At 36.5% G+C, this 22,170-nt stretch carries 19 protein-coding genes; 14 read left to right on the top strand and 5 right to left on the bottom strand.

Annotated elements, in window-relative coordinates; translation table 11 throughout:
* Nucleotide 1: 1 nt before the first annotated feature.
* Nucleotides 2–2,698: a DUF6493 family protein gene (locus DDF69_RS11200; RefSeq protein ID WP_114820864.1), complete on the top strand. Its 2,697-nt coding sequence runs from the start codon at nt 2–4 to the stop codon at nt 2,696–2,698.
* Between the two features lie 3 nt (nt 2,699–2,701).
* Entirely contained in the window at nt 2,702–4,048 is a 1,347-nt protein-coding gene (locus DDF69_RS11195; protein ID WP_114820863.1) for an SWIM zinc finger family protein, read from the top strand.
* 82 nt (nt 4,049–4,130) lie between these two features.
* Here the strand turns inward: DDF69_RS11195 and DDF69_RS11190 are convergent, their stop codons facing one another.
* Nucleotides 4,131–4,583 carry a VOC family protein gene (locus DDF69_RS11190; RefSeq protein ID WP_114820862.1) on the bottom strand — a complete coding sequence of 151 codons (453 nt, stop codon included), beginning with the start codon at nt 4,581–4,583 and terminating at the stop codon, nt 4,131–4,133.
* Between the two features lie 417 nt (nt 4,584–5,000).
* Between DDF69_RS11190 and DDF69_RS11185 the strand changes: the two genes are divergently transcribed.
* From DDF69_RS11185 to DDF69_RS11170, 4 genes are all read left to right on the top strand, one after another.
* A complete protein-coding gene (locus tag DDF69_RS11185) occupies nt 5,001–6,518 on the top strand; it encodes a TROVE domain-containing protein (RefSeq protein ID WP_114820861.1) in 1,518 nt (505 codons plus the stop codon).
* A 157-nt stretch (nt 6,519–6,675) separates the two neighbouring features.
* Nucleotides 6,676–7,335, top strand: a complete 660-nt coding sequence (locus DDF69_RS11180) for a hypothetical protein (protein ID WP_114820860.1) — start codon at nt 6,676–6,678, stop codon at nt 7,333–7,335.
* Between the two features lie 241 nt (nt 7,336–7,576).
* Nucleotides 7,577–8,101: a DUF6584 family protein gene (locus tag DDF69_RS11175; RefSeq protein WP_114820859.1), complete on the top strand. Its 525-nt coding sequence runs from the start codon at nt 7,577–7,579 to the stop codon at nt 8,099–8,101.
* Nucleotides 8,102–8,630: 529 nt separating this feature from the next.
* Nucleotides 8,631–9,470: a hypothetical protein gene (locus DDF69_RS11170; protein ID WP_114820858.1), complete on the top strand. Its 840-nt coding sequence runs from the start codon at nt 8,631–8,633 to the stop codon at nt 9,468–9,470.
* 436 nt (nt 9,471–9,906) lie between these two features.
* On the opposite strand, the gene DDF69_RS11160 is transcribed toward DDF69_RS11170, so the two are convergent.
* On the bottom strand, nt 9,907–10,245 hold the full coding sequence (locus tag DDF69_RS11160; protein WP_114820970.1) for a helix-turn-helix domain-containing protein: 339 nt from the start codon (nt 10,243–10,245) through the stop codon (nt 9,907–9,909).
* Nucleotides 10,246–10,255: 10 nt separating this feature from the next.
* Complete coding sequence (locus tag DDF69_RS11155) at nt 10,256–10,684, bottom strand: transposase (protein WP_079240508.1); 429 nt, start codon at nt 10,682–10,684, stop codon at nt 10,256–10,258.
* A 619-nt stretch (nt 10,685–11,303) separates the two neighbouring features.
* On the opposite strand from DDF69_RS11155, the gene DDF69_RS11150 reads away from it, so the two are divergent.
* Nucleotides 11,304–12,842 (top strand): SulP family inorganic anion transporter, encoded by a 1,539-nt coding sequence (locus tag DDF69_RS11150; RefSeq protein ID WP_114820856.1) that lies wholly within the window; start codon nt 11,304–11,306, stop codon nt 12,840–12,842.
* 109 nt (nt 12,843–12,951) lie between these two features.
* Here the strand turns inward: DDF69_RS11150 and fusA are convergent, their stop codons facing one another.
* On the bottom strand, nt 12,952–15,018 hold the full coding sequence (fusA, locus tag DDF69_RS11145) for an elongation factor G (RefSeq protein ID WP_114820969.1): 2,067 nt from the start codon (nt 15,016–15,018) through the stop codon (nt 12,952–12,954).
* Between the two features lie 630 nt (nt 15,019–15,648).
* Between fusA and DDF69_RS11140 the strand changes: the two genes are divergently transcribed.
* The 7 genes from DDF69_RS11140 (at nt 15,649) to DDF69_RS11110 (ending at nt 21,643) form a co-directional block, all read left to right on the top strand.
* Nucleotides 15,649–16,323: an HAD family hydrolase gene (locus DDF69_RS11140; RefSeq protein ID WP_114820855.1), complete on the top strand. Its 675-nt coding sequence runs from the start codon at nt 15,649–15,651 to the stop codon at nt 16,321–16,323.
* Between the two features lie 2 nt (nt 16,324–16,325).
* Nucleotides 16,326–17,150 (top strand): phosphoribosyltransferase family protein, encoded by an 825-nt coding sequence (locus DDF69_RS11135; RefSeq protein ID WP_114820854.1) that lies wholly within the window; start codon nt 16,326–16,328, stop codon nt 17,148–17,150.
* Nucleotides 17,140–17,697, top strand: coding sequence for a TerD family protein (locus DDF69_RS11130; RefSeq protein ID WP_114820853.1), 558 nt, complete (start codon nt 17,140–17,142; stop codon nt 17,695–17,697). Before DDF69_RS11135 ends, DDF69_RS11130 begins: the two co-directional genes overlap by 11 nt.
* Nucleotides 17,698–17,699: 2 nt before the next feature.
* The gene (locus DDF69_RS11125) at nt 17,700–18,875 is read left to right on the top strand and encodes a toxic anion resistance protein (protein WP_185144336.1); all 1,176 of its coding nucleotides are present in this window, start codon (nt 17,700–17,702) and stop codon (nt 18,873–18,875) included.
* 16 nt (nt 18,876–18,891) lie between these two features.
* Complete coding sequence (locus DDF69_RS11120; RefSeq protein ID WP_114820852.1) at nt 18,892–19,839, top strand: hypothetical protein; 948 nt, start codon at nt 18,892–18,894, stop codon at nt 19,837–19,839.
* A gap of 66 nt (nt 19,840–19,905) precedes the next feature.
* Entirely contained in the window at nt 19,906–20,514 is a 609-nt protein-coding gene (locus DDF69_RS11115) for a TerD family protein (RefSeq protein WP_089694597.1), read from the top strand.
* A gap of 85 nt (nt 20,515–20,599) precedes the next feature.
* A complete protein-coding gene (locus DDF69_RS11110; protein WP_114820851.1) occupies nt 20,600–21,643 on the top strand; it encodes a TerC/Alx family metal homeostasis membrane protein in 1,044 nt (347 codons plus the stop codon).
* A 62-nt stretch (nt 21,644–21,705) separates the two neighbouring features.
* Here the strand turns inward: DDF69_RS11110 and DDF69_RS11105 are convergent.
* Nucleotides 21,706–22,170, bottom strand: a 465-nt coding sequence (locus tag DDF69_RS11105) for an IS3 family transposase (protein WP_114820850.1), incomplete at its 5' end; no start/stop codon positions are given.

The following is a 22,170-nucleotide window of genomic DNA, read 5'->3' as shown; positions in this document are numbered from 1 at the left end:
CATGAAAGAAAGACTTTATGAGATCCTTAATGAGGAAAAAATACATGAGATTATTCCCTTTCTAAAAGAGCTTAGTATTGAAGAGAGGAAAACCCTGGTACCATCTATCAAGAAAATGGACCGTGAGATCAGTAAAATTGTAATGACTAAAAACTCCTACCATACGGCAGGATCTGTAAATCAGCATTCCATTATAGATATTGCTTCATTTGTCTGCATGGACAAAAAGAATTTTGGTAAAAACTACTGGAGTCTTTTCCGCAACGTAGAACAGACTGATCAGATCCTGGAATGGGGATGTCCGGATTGGTTTTCAGACTTTATCAATGAATCTGTTGAAGCTGAATTTACAGCATTTAATTATAAAGATATTTTAGGATGGACGGAGAAAGGATATGTACAGCCCAAACCAGAATTGTTGGGACATCATCTGAGCAATTATCCGGCAGATCTTGACCGCCATCCTGAAACACTCAATACTCATTTTTGGTATTTGTGCGAATTTCCTTCCAAATCTTTACCTTTCCGCAAAGAATGGTTTCCTATTGTTCAAAAACTTATTACAGATAAGAAAATTGAAAGAAAAAGGTTCCTGAAAGAGTGCCTTCTGGCTGCCAACAGGAATTTTAATAAAAATGTCACAGGTTGGTTTATGGATGCGTTTACCTCATTAAAACCAACGGAAGAAGAATTATCTGATCTGCAGGATGAGCTTCTTGCAGGGCTTGTTTCTTCACAGTCAAAAGCCGTGAATACAATATTATCCCACTTGAAAAAAATTGTGGGAACTTCAGAATTTAAGAATGAAGAATTTTCACATTATCTTCCGAATCTTCTAAGCTCTGAGGTAAAAACAGTAGTGGTTTCCAGTCTGGGGCTTACGGAAAAAATATTCCAGAGAAAGAAAATGGATCTGGACATGCTTGGGATGGCTTTAAGTACAGCATTTGTCAGTAAAGATGATGGGATCCAATCAAAAGCAGCGAAGATCATCCTGAAATACATTCCGGCTTCAGAAAATATGATAGTCGCCCTTTCTCATTATTCAGATAATATATTAACCAATGTACGTCCTCTTCTGGTAAAATATATTGAAGAGAAACAGCCGGAACTTGAGGCGATAGCATCAGAAAAATTATTGCTGACTTCAGATGAAAATGCAGTGCAGATACTTCAGAACTTTGAAGATCTCATGTTCTATCTGCCTTTAGCAATGGACGATCCGTATAGCTACCATTGTGATATTGCTTTGACAGGATTTATCAGGTTTGCCGGAGACGTGGATGAAGAATCTGTAAAACTGATGGAACCTGTGTTTTTGAAAGCCTGTAAAACCATTGCAAAATGGGAAGTTCCTTATCTGAATGTTTTACTATGCAATGCAATCATCAATTATGGGCTGGCTTTAATGGAAAAATATCCGATTCAGCTAAAGAGTCTGGAAAAAATATACCAGAAAACCAAAGAGGAGGAAGCTACGAGAGAGTCTTACTCCAATTATCAGAAAAAATTGGGTCCGATAGAAGATGTAGGAGCAGATTGCCCTGCACGACAAGCATTTAAGGAGATTGCTATCTATGCAATTGAAAAAATAAAATCAGGAGACAAACTTCCGTTGTTATTCCCAATCACCCATGCACCATGCTGGATTTCTCCTGTAACGCTGGTTGAGAGATTGGAGAGTTATCAGAATAATAATGCAGAGCCTCACCATCTGGATATTCAGCTGGCCCTGCAACGTTGTGCTTTAGATGATACTTCAAAAGCTATTGAAGAAACAGAGAAAAGATTAAAAGGTGAGTATAAAGAATTACTGCTTTTCTTCTTTGGAAAAAATGAAAAGCCGGAAGGTAAGTTTATACACCCTTCATGGTGGATGACAGCTGGAATTACCCGTTCACCGGAAGCTGTTTTTGAGGAATTTAAAAATTTCGGATATGATAATATTCCCACAGAATTCTTTTCAGGGGATTATCAATGGAAAACTATTGACAATAAGAAAAACTCATATTATCCGGTAGAGCTGAACATTACAATTCCAAAATATCATCTTGAAAAAAGAACAGAACCTTTGTTCATGGAATATTTTGTTGCCGAGCAGAAAGAGCTTAATGAAATTCCTGCGCTGATGCTTTGCTTCCCCAATACACCTGCAAATGCGTTAGCGAAAGTAATTAAATACTGCCTTTTCTATTCAGGAATTGCAGAAGTTTTTGAAAGAAGCCTTGTTCTGAATACTGCAAATACGTTGTATCAGATCAAAAAACCTCTGGATGAAATTGGGTATCTGTTTCTTGGAACTATTTTCCTGGACAGTGACAAAACTATTCGTGGAACAGCTGCTGAAATCTGGCTTGAACATGTTTCTGGTCAGATGATGGATAATGCAAGACTGGGAAGAGTGATTGGCCTGCACGAAAAATTAGAATGGGCACCGGTGAAAAGATTAACCGATCTGATGCAGCACCACATGCTTAATGTAAGTAAAAATCATAATGCAGCGCTCGAAGAATTGATTTTCAATATTTTACTCCAAATGGAAGAACCGGTTACCAATCTGAAAAGAATTCTGGAAATCTACCATGAAGTATTGGCTTTGAATCATTCCTCAGTACATCAGGAAGTCGTTGAAAAATTAAACAACTGGAAAGAAAATTCGAGTCTTAAAAAAATATGTAATCTTCTTCTGAAAAAATAGATCATGGAAGATATACTTAGTTATAACTATTCAGGAACGTCCTCTTTAGTCAGGAGAGGTGCACTTGAAGAACTATTTCTTGCCCAATACAGTGAGATTGATAAAAATACCGATGTTCCCTGCTTTTTCTGGGGAGATGTAAGGCAACCCTTTATTTTGGCCCGATGTCTGATCACACTTTCCAACATTGTGAAATCCAGTTTTAACCTGTCGCCTTTTCAGATGTCGCTTCTTAAAGATCCTATTGTGACAGCAGGAAATGAAAGAGTAAGGTTTGAAGGTTTTTCTCATTGTGCGGGAGTGTATGCAAGAGTAGATGTGCTGCCAGAGGGCTTAGATGGGGAGTTTCTTGAAAACGGAACTACGAATGTGGATTTCAATCAGCCTATGATAACAGCTTTGGGAAGTATTCGTCCGAATGAAAAAATTATGCTTTCTGTAGGGCAAAAAGAAGTAGGGCTATACAAGGGGGAAAGCAAAATAATAGAAAGAAAAGTACCATTGCCTGCTAAATGGATCAGAGGACTGGGAACTGTTCAGGTGTATTTATCAGAATCCGAAAAGCGTCATAATACCTTCAACAAAATCCAGACACAGCAATTGTTCAGAGGAATGCCGAAAGGAGTGGTGAAGTCAGATTATTATTTAATTGTGAGAGGAAATAAACCTGTTTTTTCTCCGGTAAAATCTGCAGATTCTGTTTGTATAGGAGGACTTCACAGACTGCGCCTATTAGAACCTCTTCTTCCTTATATTGATGGGTTGCAGGTTTTTGCACATGCTCATATGCAGTCTACCACATGGCAGCTCACTATGGGAAATATCCGGTTCAGTTTTTCTTTATCACGAGAATGCTGGAGAGGTTTTTCAGGTGAGGGAGCAGTGTTGGATAGCCTGATTTCAGATGTCCCTGATGAGTGGATTGATGCGTTGGATAAATATGCCTATGCCAATCAGACTTTTAATCCTGGCAGAATTGCTTTGGAAGAGAATATCAGTTTTGAAAAAATTGAAAATAGTACTGGCAGACTCGCTGCAATGGGATTACTTGGTTACGATCTCAATGACGGAGAATTTTTCTATCGTAGACTTCCTTTTAAATTAAGCCGTATTATCGGGCTTAATCCCCGCATAAAAAATGCGGAAAAACTGATCGAAGACGGAAAAGTAGAAATCTTGAATAATAATAAAGAAAGAACAGAAGCCAGAGTAAAAGGAACCGGTGTAGATCATACAGTAATCATTCAGGAAGAAAAAGAACGCTGTACCTGCGAGTGGTTCAGTAAGTATCAAGGGGAAAGAGGCCCTTGTAAACATGTATTGGCAGTGAAAAAACTGGTTAATGTTTAATACTGCTGATGCTCATCTGATCATTTTGTTGAGCAACACAAAGGCGCAACATCTTGCGCCACTGTGTTGTATGAGTGTCTTATTAATGACCAGTCTGCTTCATCCATTCCTCATAGCTCAGTACTCCCAGTTCCGGTCTGCCTTCACCCTCCAGAATAGAAATAAATTCAAGCTGGTTTCCATCTGGATCATTAAAATAAATAGCCAATGCAGGCATCCATGAAAATACCATAGGCTCTACAGTTCCGTTTTTCAGAAAATTGTAAGGTTTTAAATCCTTCTTTTCAAGAAACTCCACAGAATAATTCAAAATATCCTCCTTACTGCTGGAAAAAGCAAAATGTCTGGTCTGAAGATTCTCCTTCTGCTCCCAAAGCCCCAGCATAAACTCTTTTCCTTTTCCCACCCATAAAAAAGCAATAGGTCTGGTTTCATCCCTGTGAGCGAGCTTCAGTCCTAATATATCGGTGTAAAATTGTATTGCATTTTCCAGATTGCTCACCTGAACATGAGTCTCATATATTCCTTTAATCATAGCTTAATTTTAATAATAACAAAGCTAGAAAACTCTCATCTGGAAACGCTCTATACGCGATTTCTTTAATGAAAATGAATGATAGAAGGATTTTATAATGATTAATGATTAATGATGAATTCTATTTATCGCCACAACATCTATGCTAATCTGTGGTTAAAATAAATTCTATAAATCAATACTGTTCAATAGCGGTGGGCTTTAGCCCGCCTTTCAAATAGAGCACCTTTCATTCGGCTTAGCCAAAACTTAAAATCTGCGTAATCCTGAATAATCTGCGAGAATCATTTAAAAAAATAAAAAAATCAAAGAAAAATAAACTACGCAAAAAGGTTGCGCAACACTGTTTTTACTTTGCATCAGAAATCAGAGAGGAAGTATCAATCCTTCCCATGTTTAACAATAAAAACAGTAACCATGAAATTTAATTTTTTAAAAAAAGAAAATAAAGTAGTACAGAACTACGAAGGTGCAAAAGCTTATGCCATGACGCCTGCAGAAGAATTGTATAGTGCTGTTGTTACAACAGGACTGTCAGATGCCAACTATGAAAAAGGAAATGACAGATTAGGAAGAATCCAGTCTCTGATCAAAAAAAATGATCCCGAATTTGTGGCAAAGCTGGCCGTATATGCAAGAAAAGATATGTATCTGAGATCTATCCCATTGGTTTTGACAACTGAATTGGCAAAGCAGACTTCAGGTACAGACCTTGTAAGCAAAACAGTAGATGGAGTCGTTCAGAGAGCAGATGAAATCACAGAATTATTGGCTTACTACCAGCTTGCCAATCAAAGAACAGATACCAAGAAACTGAACAAACTGTCCAAACAGATTCAGAAAGGTCTGGTGAAATCATTCAATAAGTTTGATGAATACCAGTTTGCCAAATACAACAGAAAATCAGAAGTAACGCTGAAAGATGCATTATTCCTGGTTCACCCGAAAGCTAAAGATGACAACCAGCAGGCAGTTTTCAACAAAATTGCTAACAATACCCTGGAAACTCCTTATACATGGGAAGTGGAGCTTTCCGTTTTGGGTCAGACGAAATTTGCAAATGATGCAGAAAGAAAACTGGCTGTCAAAAATAAATGGGAAGAATTGATCTTCAGCAACAAACTGGGCTATATGGCAACCATGAGAAACCTGAGGAATATTCTGGAAGCTAAAGTATCTTCTGATGCGATGAACAAAGTGTGCAGATATCTTTCCGATGAGAGAGCCGTAACCAATTCAAAACAGCTCCCATTCCGATTCCTGGCGGCTTACAGAGAATTAAAAAACTTTGATTCTCCGTATTTGTCCTCAGTACTGGAAGCATTGGAATATGCTGTTGTGATAAGTGCCAGAAATATCAAAGGCTTTGGTTTTGATACTTCAGTGGTAATCGCAGCGGACGTGTCGGGTTCTATGCAGAAAGCAGTTTCCCGCAAAAGTAAAATTTTACTGTATGATATCGGTTTGCTGATGTCTATGATCCTCCAGTCACAGTGTAAAAATGTGGTGACAGGTATCTTCGGTGACCGTTGGCTGAGAGTTCCCATGCCGAAAAACGGTATTTTAAGGAATGTAGATGCATTCTACAAACGTGAAGGTGAGGTAGGATATTCCACCAATGGTTACCTGGTAATTGAAGATCTCATCAAAAGAAGAGAGCAGGTAGATAAAGTAATGCTGTTCACCGATACTCAGATGTGGGATAGCACAGGAAACAGAAACTCCTTTGAAGACGTGTGGAAAAAATACAAAGCCATCGCACCTCATGCAAAGCTGTATATTTTTGACCTTGCAGGTTATGGTACGCAGCCGCTTGATATCAGAAAGGATGATGTACACCTTATTGCAGGTTGGTCAGACAAAATTTTCGATGTATTGAATGCTTTGGAAGACAAAAAATCTGCAGTGAAAATGATTCAAAAAGTAGTGCTGTAACAGGCACTGCTTTTAAAATATAGAAAAAACAATCAATATATTCAGGAGCTTAATCCCGCTTTCCACTTTATCTTTTTCGCCAAAGCTTTCTTCAAGCCCTTTAGAAAAAGGATGCCGTTGCAATCGGGGCTAGAAATTAAACAATATACTATATACTATGAAACTCATTAATACCATTGAAATTAGTCCTTTACGATATTCCAAAGAAGAATTCGAATTGCCGGAAATTTCAGATTATCCCGATCCCGAAGAATGGTTTGCCAAATGGGAAGAAGTAGTTTCTCAGCTGAATTTTAATTTTGAGGCTATTGAGAAAGGATCTTGCCTGGTGGATATTGAAACCATCGATGATGAAAATCTTAAGATGATTGTAGAAGCCAAAATAGAAGATATGGAATCAGACGAATCTGAAGAAGATATTGGTATCATGGCCTTTGACGGCGGAATTGTATTAAAAATAGAAGATAAAATACTGATACAACCTAACTGTTGTAGTGATATAAGTAATATTGAAGATTGGGAAAATATTTTTAAGACACCAACTTCAGAATGGAGAATGCTTTGGATAGGACATCCGTGGGTGTTTTACAAAAGAGAAAATGGGAAAGTCTTTTTCTCAGAATATACAGAATCCAATGTTGAAGATGTTGAAAATATAAAAATTGTTGCAGAAGTAGAAGAATCCGAACTTAAAACTGAGTTGGAAAAAGTAACCATGCAACAAGTCAATTTAAAAAGCAGAATATTATCTGTTTTAAAAACGATGAATTATAAATATTCCGAGAAAATTTCAAAACAATTGGCTGGAATTAAATAATGACATAGGAAACGGAGGCGTTAAGAAAATAAGCTATACGAACGTTAAGAAAATTCTACTGTTTGAAGCGCGAGACAGAAAGTGAAATGAAAAAGTAACATTAGATTCGCGCAAGTTTTAGAATTTTTAGAGCGTGTAGGTTATTTTTAGCCGGAGTTTCCAGGTCTTGAACTTTTGGTTCTTTTGCTTCAAGGTAAAACGAACGAATATGTAAATGAAAAATAAAACTGCTTAAAAAACAATGGGAAATCTATTTTACAGAATTGAAAAGGATCTTAAAGAAGGCAGAAAGAAAAAAGCATGCGACAGATTAAGAAATATGATCAATCAGTTTCCTAATGATCTTTCCCTAAGAAAAAAATTAGGACAGATTTATTTTGAAGCAGGATTTCTTGATGAAGCAGGTAAGTTCTGGATTCTGTCTACACCGGAGAATAACGAAATGGAAAATGCAGTAGAGATTTATAGAAAGTCTTTAAGCAATTCAGGAAATGCTATTTTAAAAGATATTGTTTTCAGAGGAGATAAAAATCTGCTTGATGAATCTGCATTGAAAGTAATCACTGAACTTGAACAACATAGTCTTAAAATCACAAAACATATTCCTGTTTTCAAAGCCAAAACAAGAGAGAAAGAAAACTATTCAGAAAACAAAACAGGCTTTTTAAGTAAAATCGGAATTTGTTTAATCGTAGGATTTATTATATCACTTCCTCTGTTAGGTATTTTTAAACTTTTTGAAATGATTTCATCATTATTTTCTTAATAAATTTAAACTACGTAAAAAGATTGCGTACTTACAATATAATTTTGCAGTGTTAATAATACTGGTGCCGTTAGAAAGACCTCCTTCGATTCCAAACTGACAGAGTCTTTCACCAGATTGCCCGGTAGCTAACCAATGCCGTTAATAAGAGTTTCATCGTCAACTTTCAATTGAACATCAGCTACTCTTATAATTCTTTGCTTGGTTTTTAATAAAAAATAACTGCGTAAAAAGAAAACTAATAACTATGAATAATTAAAATCAAGTGTCGTCTTAGAATCATACTTCGAGATTGAGTAAACATTGGGTCGCAGGTTCGAATCCTGCCTTCTCCCTCGAAAAGGAGAGGTAGCTCAGCAGGTAGAGCAAATGCACGGAAGATTCTGAAAAATATTACCTTGATTTGTAAAAGAGTGCCGTAGAAAAGGCCTACTTCGGTTTAATTTGGTTCGACTCCAGAAGGTCATGAAAGTGATCTTGTACAAGTCTTTTCGAATCTTGCCTCTTTTTTATTTTAAAATGAATAACCATGCATATACCAAGTAATCTGACTGAATTTTTACACTGGGTCAAAGAACGCACAGAAAAATTGTGGTCTGTAAATGATGAAAATTGTCCAAAAGGATTTTACGGAGCCAAATGGCAAGGGCTTTCTGAAGAACAGATTGATCAGGTTGAAAGAAAATATGAGGTGAGCTTTACGTCTGAACACAGAGAATTTCTAAAGATTCTTCATGCAATTGACAAAAAAGAAATTGTTGAATATGAAGATGAAGGGACACTGATTGCAGAAGAATGTACTTTCTTTTATAATTGGTTAGAGAATGAAACAGAAATTATCAGTCAGATAAATTCTGTTTATAAATGGATGTGGGATGATATTATGAGTGTCAATCACGTTTGGTTGAAATCCTGGGGAATAAAGCCTAAATCTTTGGAGAGAAAAAAAGAAATTTTTGATGAATGGTTTTCAAAGCTTCCCCAATTATTACCTGTCAGGGATTCAGCTTGTGTTGTAGAAAACAACAATTTAAAATGGAATCCTGTAGTAAGCGTTAGTGGTTCGGATGTTGTTATTCTGGGTTGGGATTTCAGAACATACTTACTATATGAACTAAGAGATCATCTTGATATTTATACAGACGTATATGATGAAGAAGATAAGAGGTTTTATCCGGAACTTATTGATGAGGTACAACAAATATTCAATGAAAACTTTAAGTATGATGAAACCAAAGACATTCCTTATCTGAAAGAAATGATTCTCTATTGGTCCTCCGGATGGCGTGGGTTTGGTTTAAGCTATTATTCTGAAGATGCCCGGATTCATCCTATTGTCAAAACATATATTGCTGAAGAAGAAAAATAAAAACAAACAAGTGCCGTAGAAAAATGTTACTTCGCTCATCACGACGGGGTCACGGGTTCGAATCCCGTCTCTTCCACAACAAAAAAACACGGTCTATATAGGAAGAGTAGCTCAGTTGGTTAGAGCACGACTACATTATTCGTTTTTAGCCTTGTTTTTAAAACATACAAGAAGCCGGAAGTGGGAGGTTGAAAGATCTTTGTATCATAATTTTCTATAAAGTCAGATAGATTTTCAGGCTTTAACCCCTTTCTTCTGCCCACTTCCAGCTTCTTTATATTACCATTTTGAAGTGTCGTTAGGAAAAAATTCATCGTAACACAACTATGGGAGGAATAGCGAAGCCGGTCACTCCGGCAAGGTTATCCGGTTCGACTCCGGCAAACGTTTAGCCCGGTTTTTTCCTTACTATTACCTTTAAAAAAATGCCGGTAGATTACTTACCGGCATTTTTCATTGTATTTTCAAGCTCTTCTTCAAACATTCCTTTCCATTTTGAAAGCGTTGTTCGGCTTATTTTATATTTTCGTGACATATAGCTTGTAGAATGACCATGCTTTTTTTGATACTGAAGCAGTTTCAGCATAGTCTGCCTGTCATAGGTTTTAAGTTTTTGATTTTCTCTGGATTGCTTGAACAGTTTTTCATTGAACTTAAGGACATCTTCGCTCGTATGAAGCTTTTCAAGAAGATCTTTAATTTTTGGATCTTTAAGCTTTTCGGGATATTCCATCCTCAGCATATCCTGGTAAATCTTTTTGTAATTTGGGCGCATCTTTATCTGTTTATCCGTTTGCATTATCACTCTTCTGAAGCCATCTGTGAAGAGTACTTTTTGGAATAGAATACTCTTTAATAACTTCACTTTGAGTCATTTCACCGGAAAGAATCCTTTTCATGATAAAGTCTTTAATTTCCTGTGTATAAATATTTTTCCTGAAATAAGGTGTTTTCTCGGACTTCTGCTGGTTTTTGTTAATAGCGGAAGGAGGAGCGTATAAAATCAAATGTGAGCTGTACAGTCTGAAAAAATCATATTCCAGCAATTTGCTCCATCTTAAAAGAAGATCCGTATCCATTGATCTGCTGTCATACATCATTTCGACAGCCTCTTCATCTTTACTTAAAAATTTACATATCCTCTCTACTGTAATTTCATTTTCATCAACTCTTTCCTTAATAAATTTCCCAATATGGATTTCTTTATATAACATTTTTACTAAATATTGTTCTTTTGTTTAAACTTATATATAAAAAAACGAGAATAGGTGATATATATTATTTTACATAACGGGAAATAATTCACAGAAATTTGAAATTGATATGAAGGAGAAATAATGATGTAAGAATCTTACGACAGATTTAATAAGACCATATATCCTATAAAACTAAATCTGTATTTTGCCAAATATCTTAAAAACAGGTGGGTAGGGATCACCTTAACGTACTTGGATTATATTCTTTATTTTCAATGGTTTCCTCTTCTTTTTTTTCAAACTTCTTTTCCTGCCATTTGTGTGAAATAATATATAACCTATTAAGGTTTTACACAATTCTATGATTAAAGCTGCAGATAGATTGATATACAGCTTTTTACCCGTTGAATTTTTAATTAGTACCAAATAATTGCTTATTCGTTTTCAAATGTAGACAAAAATAAGACGTAAAAACAATCATAAATATAAAAATTATGTCTTATGTATTTATTTTAATTAAAATTAACATATTATAAGAACTGATGTGTGAATTATTTAAAGTAACATATTTGCCTGTGAAAAAACATAAAAAGAAAAAATTGTATACCATCCGGACAGTCCATACCTTTGCAAATCAATGAAAAATACTATAAGCTTATTCGACTTTTCGAAAAAAATCAATTATAAAAATGAACTGCTGGCTGGCTTTACCGTAGCGATGACAATGATTCCCGAATCTCTTTCATTTGCTATCCTGGCCGGTCTGTCTCCGCTTACAGGTCTTTATGCAGCTTTTATGATGGGTCTTGTAACCGCTGTTTTGGGAGGTCGGCCGGGAATGGTTTCCGGTGGAGCAGGAGCAACAATCGTTGTACTGATTGCTTTGATACAATCTCATGGGATAGAATATCTTTTTGCCACTGTTGCACTTGCCGGAATCCTTCAAATGACGGTCGGAATCTTTAAACTTGGGAAATTTGTAAGACTGATTCCGCAACCTGTTATGTACGGATTCCTGAATGGTCTTGCCATTATTATTTTTATGGCGCAGGTACAACAATTCAAAATTACAGATAGCAGTGGAACGGTAAGCTGGCTGCAGGGAATGCCTTTATACATCATGGCAGGACTAACGGCGCTTACAATTGCTGTAGTCTATTTTTTTCCAAAAATCACAAAAACTGTTCCTGCCTCTCTGGTAGCCATTATCATTGTCTTTGCTGTGGTTCTCGGATTTAATATTCCAACAAAAACAGTAGCAGATATCGCCCATATCAGTGGAAATCTTCCGAGTTTCCATATCCCTGAGATTCCTTTTTCTCTGGAAACTTTACAGATTATTTTCCCGTATGCCTTGATTATGGCTGGAGTAGGCCTGATAGAGTCTCTTCTGACATTATCTATGGTGGATGAAATTACAAATACAAAAGGAAGTGCCAATAAAGAATCCGTAGCTCAGGGATTAGCCAATATTACCAATGGTTTTTTTGGAGGAATGGGTGGCTGTGCCATGGTTGCACAAACGCTGGTGAATCTCAACGCAGGTTCCAGAGCCAGATTATCCGGGATAATAGCATCATTGTTAATTTTAATCATCATTCTGTGTGGAGCACCTGTGATAGAGAAAATCCCTATGGCGGCTCTGGTAGGAGTCATGATGATGGTTGCGATCAGTACCTTCCAGTGGGTATCCATCAGAATTGTGAATAAAATGCCGAAATCTGATATTTTCGTGGGGGTTACCGTAGCTTTAATTACCGTGATTTTACACAATCTTGCTTTAGCGGTTTTAATTGGAGTGATCATTTCAGCATTGGTTTTTGCCTGGGATAATGCTAAAAGAATCAGAGCAAGAAAACATGTGGATGAAAACGGAGTGAAGTACTACGAAATATATGGACCTTTGTTTTTTGGTTCAGTAACAGCGTTTACGGATAAATTTGATCCTATGAATGACCCGGATCAGGTGGTTATCGATTTTAAAGAAAGCCGTATTGTAGATATGAGTGCCATAGATGCGCTGGACAAATTATCCAAACGTTATAAGCAAAATCATAAAACCCTTCATCTGCGTCATCTCAGTGAGGACTGCAGGAAAATACTTAAAAATGCAGAAGCTGTGGTGGAAGTTAATATTCAGGATGACCCAACGTATAAGGTGATGCCGGAAAAATAGAAAATAAAATTGAATTGTTTATCAATTATCAATTATCAATATCAATTATCAAGAATATATTCCAATAACAAGACAAGGACTGTAAGAAAAATCTACAGTCCTTGCTTGTTTAGGTTATTAATGTATTGGCGATAAAATCAGGTACTAAAGCATAGTGTGATAATTTCATGTTAATAGATGCTCTTCCGCTTGTCAGCGTTCTTAAGTCTGAAATGTACCCGAAAGTTGAAGCTAACGGGATTTCCGCAGCAAAAATCTTTCTTCCTGACTTTTCATCAATAGAAGTAATAATTCCTCTTCTTCTGTTGATATCCGCAGTGACAGCACCTGTATATTCCTCAATGCTTTGAATTTCCACCTGCATGACAGGTTCCATCAATTTAGGACTACATCCTTTTGCCGCTGCTTTGAATCCTTCTCTTGCTGCAATTTCAAAATCAAATGCTGCAGAATCCTGAGCGTGGAAAGAACCATCAAGAAGAGTGATCTTCATGTTTTCCAGAGGATATCCTTTTAATGGGCCATGCTCCATAGCTTCTCTGAAACCTTTTTCAACAGAAGGGATAAACTCAGTAGGAATAACACCTCCTTTGATCATATTAACAAACTCCAGTCCATGTTCATGATCATTTCCTGGTCCGATTTCAAAAGTGATATCAGCAAACTGACCGCTTCCGCCGTTTTGCTTGGAAAGCTTTTCTCTGTGAACTCTCGTTTCCGTTAAGATCTCACGATAAGAAACTTTAGGTTTTCCCTGATTGATTTCAATACCATGATTCAGACGGATTTTCTCCAGAGTAACCTCGAGATGAAGTTCTCCCAAGCCACTTAATAAAGTTTCCCCGGTCTGCGGATCTCTTTCAACCACCAAAGATGGATCTTCTTCCTGGATTTTTGCCAGTACCAATCCGAAAGATTTCTCATCACCATTTGTTCTTGGCTCGATAGCCACTCTGATCACAGGAGTCGGAATTGTAATGGCTTCCAGTAAAACCGGTTGCTCTGTAGACGATAAAGAATCTCCGGTTTTGGCATCCTTTATTCCTGTTAAGGCAACAATATCTCCAGCTTTAGCTTCTTCCAGTGATAACGTTTTATCGGACTGCATCTGCAGAATTCTGGAAATCCTGTAGCTTTCACCCGTCCTTACGTTCAATATAGTATCTCCGGATTGTATCCTTCCGGAATACACTCTAAGCATCGCCAGCCTTCCCATATGTTTGTCGATCACAACCTTGAAGACAAGCCCTGAAAAAGCAGTCGCTTCATTTCTTTCCAATGTTACTGTTTCTTCTGTTTGAGGATCTCTTCCCTGCAGGTCAGCAAGCTGATCCGGAGCGGGCAGATAAGTGACCACAGCATCAAGAAGAGGCTGGATTCCCTTATTCTTAAAGGCAGAACCACAAAGAACGGGAACAGCTGATCCGGATCTGCAGACTCTTTGTATCGCTTCCGAGATCATTTCAACAGTGAAGGTTTGTTCTGTATCCATAAACATCTCAAAGAACTTCTCATCATTTTCTGCAAGCGTTTCCATTAATTTCATTCTATATTCATCAGCTTCAGCAATATAATAATCGGGAATTTCCTTTTCCACAATGGTTTCACCATTTTCATCGGCCCAGTATAACGCTTTCATTTTGATAAGATCAATGACGCCTTCAAAATGTATTTCAGCACCCATCGGAATCTGAAGAGCCAAAGGAACAGCATTCAGTTTGGTTTTTATCTCATTGAGAACCGCAAAGAAATCTGCCCCGATTCTGTCCATTTTATTGATGAAACAGATTTTGGATGTTCCATGTTTTTCAGCCTGGAACCAAACATTTTCAGTCTGTGGCTGAACTCCTGAAGAAGCACAGAAAACAGCGACAACACTGTCCAGGACTCTTAATGAACGTTCCACTTCTACTGCAAAATCAATATGTCCCGGAGTATCAATAATGTTGATGTTATACACTTTATCGCCTTTTTTCCATTGGGTAGAAACTGCAGCAGAAGAAATGGTAATTCCTCTGTTTCTTTCCTGGATGTCTTTATCCATGGTGGTATTTCCATCATCTACATTACCGATTTTATGAATAAGTCCTGTGTAATACAGAAGTCTTTCTGATAACGTTGTTTTTCCTGCATCTACGTGTGCTATAATCCCTATATTTCGTGTGTTGTATTTCATTTTGTTTGATTTAAATTGTTGATTTTTAGATCTGTGTTTAGAAAAGATTCTGAAAAAAAATGAACACAAAATACACTCCGGTCTTATAAAGCCGGCAAAACATTTTTCGTATTTCGTATCAAAGGAAAATTTTTCAGAGATCTTAACAAATAACACAAATTTGTTGAATTGTTAAAGTCTGAAAATAGGGCAGCAAAAAAGACCTATCCGAATAGACAGGTCTTTAATATATTTTTGGGTATAAAAGATCTATAGAACTATTCAGATAAATATTCATTGCTGCCAAAGAACACAGCTCTGACAGGATTGCTTAAAGTTATAATATTTATCATTTTTGTTGACATTGTTGATTTTTAATCGGTTGCGAAATTATAATTTTTTTTTGATTTTCAAAGAATTTTTGAAATTATTTTTTTGTAAAGGGATATTAAACACTTCGTAATCTATCTACTTTGAGCCTCTCAAATTCATAGAATTTCATAAAAATATCTTAAAACAGATAACGGACGTAATGCTTTTATGATAAATATTTTATCTTTGGGAAGAATAGTATGGTAAACACTTTTTGATGATTAAAAAATTTTAAATCTTTTTCAGGAAGCTAAATAAAAACTTTTAACTTAAAACCTATTGAAAACAGATATCGACATCCATAACCACTGTCATTTTTCCTTTGATCTGTGGCTCACTTTAATCAAATCTCATCCTGAATTTAAAGCAAAAAGAGTTGAGCTGTTCTCCTCATTTTTCAACGTAGATAAACCGATAGAACAGGTTGCGAAAACTGTAAAATATTACGATGATCTTTGCAATACCATCAATGAGGTTACAGGGAAAAATATCGATACTTTTGAAATTTATCTGATGATTCTAGGTGCTCTGGATGTGGATGTGAAGCTTTTGAATAAGGAAAAGCTCAATGGGTTTTACAACAAAAGTGAAGAATTGTTTCTGGAATATAAACCAGTTGTAATTTTTGAAAATATTCATGATTTTTTTGAGGATATCAAAAATCAGGGAAAGACCATTAATATTCTGAGTAACACCGGATTTATCAAAGGGAAAACAATGAGAAAATTTCTGATTCATGAAAACCTGGATCAGTACATAGATTTCCATATTTATTCTGATGAAATCAACTGTTCCAAACCTAATCCGCTTATTTTTCAGGAAGTGAAAAACAGGATCAATGATCAGGATTTGCCCATGCACCAGATTCTGCACATCGGAGACAATCCGGTGGCAGATTATCAGGGAGCAAAGAACTTCGGTTTCAGTGCCCATTTACTTAAACACTATCCATAAACATGAATAAAAGATACAGCTTACACCACATTCATTCGGCGGATGAGTTTACTTTCTCTCCTGCGGAATACAGCTTTTTCAAGTATGGCGATAAGTCGTATGCTGAAAAATTTGCAAGAGAATTATTCGACGGATTTATTTCCGAAAATGAAGAACTTTTAAATACTGAAAGAGAGATTGTAGTGCTTCCAAGCCCTTATATGGCGATTCCTACCGCATCCAACTTTTTATGTTTCTACTTTAAAAAACACCTGGATTTTTATCTGTTTCAGAAAGGAAAGAAATCAAGTATTTTATCTAAAATCAACAGAAACCATACTTACATCACAGATTACGGGAATCTTAATTTTGAAGACCGCAAAAATCTGATTGCCAATGATACTTATTATATCGATAAGGATTTTTTGAGAGGAAAACTTTGTATTTTTATAGACGATATAAAAATCACAGGAAGCCATGAATATACAGTGAACAGAATCCTGAATCAATATAGCGTGGAAGCAGATTTTATGTTCCTGTATTATGCAGAGCTGATGAATTTTGACCTTGACCCGAAAATTGAAAACTTTTTTAATTACTATGCCGTAAAAAATGTAAAACATGTTGCAGAAGTGATGAATAAAGAAAGTTTTCAGTTCAATACAAGGATTGTAAAATATATTTTAGGCCTGGAATCAAGTAATTTTGATTATCTTACGTCTAAAGTAAAAAAGGAACAGATGGACCTGCTTTTGGAGCTGGCAATCAGTAACAATTATCATTTAATAAAAGAATACGAAAATAACATCAATACTTTAACACAAACGGAATTATATTATGGCTATTAACTTACAAAAAGGACAAAGAGAAAACATTAACGCACCTAAATTTACTGTAGGTTTAGGATGGGATATCAATAATACTTCTACAGGAACAGCTTTCGACCTTGATGCTTCTTTATTTTTGCTTGGAGACGACAAAAAATTAGTTTCAGATAATCACTTTATTTTCTATAACAATCTTGAGTCTCCGGACAAATCCGTCATTCATACAGGAGATAACCTTACAGGAGAAGGTGCAGGTGACGATGAGCAGATCAAAATTGATCTTACTAAAATTGACAGCGCTATCAAAGAAATTACAGTAGTAGTAACGATTCACGAGGCTGATTCAAGAAAGCAAAACTTTGGACAGGTAAGAAATTCTTTCATCAGAATTTTCAATACAGATACGAATGAAGAGATCTTAAAATATGAATTAGACGAAGATTTCTCAATCGAAACTGCTGTAGAATTCGGAAGAATCTACAATAGAAACGGAGAATGGAAATTTGAGGCTGTAGGGGCAGGACAGAGAGAAGGCCTTGAGAAATTTGTATCAATTTATCAGAAGTAATTATGGACAATCAGGAAAATCAACCGATAGATCCACTAGGATCAATAGAACCTCTTAAAACCTTTGAACCAACTCCAATGGTTCCTCCAACTCCGGCTCAGCCTGTTCAGAATGCAGCACCGGCAGTTCTTGTGGATAGAGAAGGAAATGTAAACCTGACGCAATTGCAGTCAGAAGAACGTCAGAAATATGAAGTTCTTGCGAACTCTATTGATGAAGCAAACCCAGGTTCCATTGTGAATTTTGGAGCAGAGCTTCAGAAAACTTTAACCAACCAGAGTGACAGCTTCTTAGGAAATGTAAGAAGATCAAACTCAGGAGAAGTAGGAGGGCTTATCAACGACCTTTTGGTAGAGCTTAACTATGTTGACGTAGAAGAGCTTAACGGAAATAAAGTGAAAAGTTTCCTGAGCAAATTACCCTTCATGAAGAAGGTAATGACTCAGGTAGAAAACTTATTCGCAAAATATGACAAGATCATCAATAATATTGAGCAGATTTCTTATAAAGTAAATGCTGGGATTATCACCTCTACAAAAGATAATGCTGTACTTCAGACTATTTTTGAAAGCAATGTGAATTCTATCAAGCAGATTGAAGATCTTGTCATTGCAGGTAATATCAGAATGGAAAGAGCTGCAGGCGAGCTTGCTCAGATGGAAGCGAATCCGCAGATTTATCAGGATTATCAGATTGCAGATAAAAGAGATTTTATTGCAAGATTAGACAGAAGAATGGCAGATCTTAAGGTGGTACGTGTGATCATGATGCAGTCGCTTCCGCAGATCAGGCTCGTACAGAACAACAACGTTTCTATTGCTGAAAAGGCACAGACGATTCTTACCACTACGCTTCCAGTCTGGAAAAACCAGCTTTCACTGGCTGTAGCAATGTACAGACAACAGCAGAATATTGAAATCCAGCAGAAAGTATCTTCCACTACAGAAGAGATCTTAAGAAAGAATGCGGAACGTCTTGGACAGAATTCTGTGAATGTTGCCAGAGCGAACGAGCAGACTATCGTATCTGTGGAAACATTGAGAGAAACAACATCAATGCTGATCAATACATTGAATGAAGTGAAACAAATCCAGAAACAGGGAGCAGATAACAGAAGAAAACTGGATCAGGATCTTCAGACATTGGAGCATGAACTTAAAGCTAATGTCAGAGGTTAATTTATAGCATACTAAGGTGGGGGATGATGCAGCAACCATATTGTCGCAAAGCAAAAGAAGATTAACAAAGCTTAAGCTTCTCGCTAATTTTTTTGAACATATTGATATTATATCTATTTACATCAAAACGGATATTATTCACAATCTGTTCCAGGAAAATACGGCTCTAGATTATAATAAACTGGAACTTTTTCACCTGCAGTATACGGACAGCCTCATAGAGCTTCTGACTAAAATTAAAAAGCAGAAGGAAAATGATATGCTGGCAGTCATTAATGAAATTAACATCAACGGTAAATATATTTCAGGTTTTGAAGAAAGACAGTCAGATAACTTTCAGACCGACAGGAAAATGTACAGCGGTGTATTTTCCCAACATCTGAAAACACTGTACAAAGATCTTACAGAAGATAGCTTTACAGCCAATTGGGAGAATGTACTGTATTTTCATAAAAAATATGCTCAGGAATTTTACAGAACAGATGCAGATGAAACGCTGCTGAAATCTGATTCTTTCCCGGCCTATCAGTATAAGGATTATTCCATTGAAAGAAAACTGTTGGGAAGGCTTAATATACAGGGATTTAAAGTCCGTTTTGTCTGTGGTTACCTAATTGGAACCCATGATTATGAGCTTTTTAAAATCTTTCAGTCGGATGATCATTTTATTTTCAGTGTAGACGAAAAGAAATTGTATCTTTTTGACAAAGAACTGGATAAGCTGGATACTTCTGAAAATCAGTCTAACCAGAGTTCCATTATTGATCAGCTTAGAAGCAAAAATGAACAATTGGAACACAGTATGAACGAAAGAAAACGTACGTTACCGCCGGAAGTAGAAGGTGTTTTGAAAGATTATATCAAAAACCTGGAAAATATGGACATTATGAGCAAGATATTTGATTTCGATGAAGAGACGAATATTCTGCGGGCAATGCTTAATTTGAATTTGAATAATAACTAGAACGAAATTTGAAGCAGAGAAGATTCACTTTTTTGCAAAAAATAAATAACAACTAAACATAAAAAGATGGCTATCAACTTACAAAAAGGTCAAAGAATAAACCTTAAAAAAGAAAATGGAGCTGAACTTTCCCAGGCTTGTGTAGGAATCAACTGGGGAGCAATTGAAAAGAAAGGATTTTTTGGAACTAAAAAAGAAGCAGTAGACTTAGACGGAAGCTGTATTTTATATGATTCAAACAAAAACGTTACTGAAGTAATTTATTTCGGAAACCTTAAATCCAGAAACGGATCTGTAAGACACAGCGGAGATGATCTTACCGGGGATGTAGATGGTGATGACGGACTGGATAACGAAGTAATCACAGTAGACTTCAGCCAGCTTGAACCGAATGTAGAGCACGTAGCAATGGTTTTGAACAGCTACAGAGGTCAGGATTTCGGAACAATTCCTTTTGCTTCTATCCGTATTTATGAAGGATCACCTACCAATGTAAGAGAAGTTTTTGCAAAATATGATATTGCCAATGACGCATCTTTCAGAGGACACGTCGCTATGGTAATGGGTGTTTTCTATAAGAGAAACGGAGAGTGGAAATTCAACGCGATCGGAGATCCTACAGCAGATAAAAAGCTGGAGCAGACGATTCAGACGGTACAGATGAATTATCTATAATCAATTGACAATCAAAAGATAAATAAAATAGCAATATTTGCACGCTGTGCATCTATTGCTTTTATCATATAATAACATAACTCAAGTGGAACATCAAAGTATTTTAGAACTGCACCCTGGTCTGGTGTGGGGATTTGCAGTAACAGTTGTTATCATGCTGCTCCTGGACTTAGGGGTATTTAATAAAAAAAGTCATGAAGTATCTTCCAAAGAAGCTACCATCTGGTCTATCGTATGGATCTCACTTTCAATGGTTTTTTCAGGAGTGGTATATTGGGTATTCAATACCGATGGAAGTCCTGAAAGTCATGCTTTGGCAGTAGAGAAATTTACACAGTATCAGGCTGCCTATTGGATTGAAAAGGCCTTGTCGGTGGATAACTTATTTGTCTTTATCCTGGTTTTCGGATTCTTTAAAGTTCCGAAATACCTTCATCACAAAGTCCTTTTCTGGGGGATTATCGGAGCCCTGATTTTCAGAGCGATCTTCATCTTTGCAGGAGTTGGGTTGATCAACCTGACATATCTTCCTGAAATGAATATCTTCGGAGAAGCAGTGAAAATCAACGTAGTCATGACCTTATTCGGATTATTCCTTGTGTATGCGGGGATCAAATCCTGGGGCGACGGTGACGATGACGATGATGAAGATTACAGCAATACGGCAGGTGCAAGATTAATCAAGAGTTTCTGGAAAGTTTCAGACAATTACGATGGAGATAAGTTTTTCACCATCCAGAACGGAATCAAAATGGCAACACCTCTTCTAGTAGTGGTTGGGGTTATCGAGTTTACGGACGTTCTTTTTGCAGTAGACTCTATTCCGGCAATCTTCGCCATTTCAAATGACCCGTTTATCCTTTATACATCGAATATCTTTGCAATTTTAGGATTAAGATCATTATACTTCCTGTTAGCGAACTTTATCCATATGTTCAGCAAACTTCCATACGGATTGGCGATTATCCTATCCTTTATTGGGGTTAAAATGCTTATTGCACCATGGATTCATATTCCGTCTCCGGTTTCATTGGGAATCGTAGGAGGAGTATTGGTCATCTCTGTTCTTTTATCGATCATCTTCCCTGAAAAAGAAGAAGAGAAGAAGGAAGAATTGGACGAAAAATAATCACATTTAAAATAATATAAAAGCCTCCGGAATTTAGACTGCACCCAAAAGTTTAGACAAAATTAAACAATATTATTATATGAAAGAGTTCGGTACTGTACCGGACTCTTTCCTTTTAGATTAAGTCTTATCCTGTCGTTATTGTAATACTTGATATACTTCTTTATTTCTTTTTTGAGCTCATCAATGGTTTTAAATTTCTTAGTATAGAACATTTCAGATTTTAAAGTTCCAAAGAAGTTTTCTATTACTGCATTATCCAGACAGTTTCCTTTGCGGGACATACTTTGGATAATGCCTTTTTCTTTTAACAGGTGCTGATAGGCTTTCATCTGATATTGCCAGCCTTGATCAGAGTGGATAATGAGGTTTTCAGTATTTTTAATTTTTCTGAATCCTTTTTTGAGCATATTCACAACCTGCGCAAAGGCAGGCCTTTCTGAGAGATCGTAACTGATAATCTCGCCATTGTAAAGGTCAATTATCGGCGAAAGATACAATTTACTGCCCGAAACGTTAAATTCTGT

The sequence above is a fragment of the Chryseobacterium sp. KLBC 52 genome, assembly GCF_003347605.1.
GTDB lineage: Bacteria > Bacteroidota > Bacteroidia > Flavobacteriales > Weeksellaceae > Chryseobacterium.
This window is presented reverse-complemented; position numbering and strand designations above follow the sequence as displayed.